Below are 1,004 nucleotides of genomic sequence, written 5' to 3' on the forward strand. Positions count from 1 at the left end.
ACGGCACCCGGGCCAAGACGGTGCTGACCGACGTCGGCCCGGTCGAGATAGTCGTGCCGCGCGACCGGGAAGGCAGTTTTGAGCCGCGGATTGTCAAGAAGCGGCAGAAGCGTCTGTCCGGCGTGGACGAGATGGTCATCTCGCTCGCGGCGAAGGGCCTGACGACCGGCGAGGTCCAGGCCCACCTCTCGGAGGTCTATGGCGCCGACGTGTCCCGCCAGACGATCTCCACGATCACCGACAAGGTCCTCGAGGGCATGGCCGAGTGGCAGAACCGGCCCCTCGACCCTGTCTATCCCGTGGTCTTCATTGACGCCATCCACGTGAAGATCCGCGACGGCGCGGTAGCCAACAGGCCCATATATGTGGCCTTGGCGGTCACGACCGAGGGTCGGCGGGACATCCTCGGGCTGTGGGCCGGCGACGGCGGCGAGGGTGCCAAGCACTGGATGCACATCCTCACCGAGATCAAGAACCGCGGTGTCAACGACGTCCTCATGCTCGTCTGCGACGGGCTCAAGGGTCTGCCCGACGCGGTCGAGGCCGTCTGGCCACGCACCACCGTCCAGACCTGCGTGGTCCACCTGCTGCGGAACTCCTTCCGCTATGCCGCCCGCCAGGACTGGGACAAGATCGCGCGTGTCCTCAAGCCCGTCTACACCGCGGCGACCGAGGATGCCGCACTCGAGCGGTTCGCCGAGTTCGCCGACGCCTGGGGCAAGAAATACCCGGCGGTCGTGCGGCTCTGGGAGAACGCCTGGGAGGAGTTCACCCCGTTCCTCCGATTCGACACCGAGATCCGCCGCATCGTCTGCACCACCAACGCGATCGAGTCCGTCAACGCCAGGATCCGGCGGGCAGTCAAGGCCCGCGGCCACTTCCCCAACGAGCAGGCCGCACTGAAGTGCGTCTACATGGCCATCATGTCGCTCGACCCCACCGGCAAGGGCCAAGCCCGCTGGACCATGCGCTGGAAGACCGCACTCAACGCCTTCGACATCACC

1 protein-coding gene is annotated in these 1,004 nt (G+C 66.6%); it reads left to right on the forward strand.

Features of this window, described 5'->3' with window-relative positions:
* Positions 1-1,004: IS256 family transposase (locus ACFVX4_RS42200; RefSeq protein WP_389988889.1), on the forward strand; the 1,004-nt coding region annotated here is incomplete at both ends.

The sequence above is a fragment of the Streptomyces sp. NPDC058240 genome, assembly GCF_042882135.1.
In the GTDB taxonomy this organism is placed as follows: Bacteria; Actinomycetota; Actinomycetes; order Streptomycetales; family Streptomycetaceae; genus Streptomyces.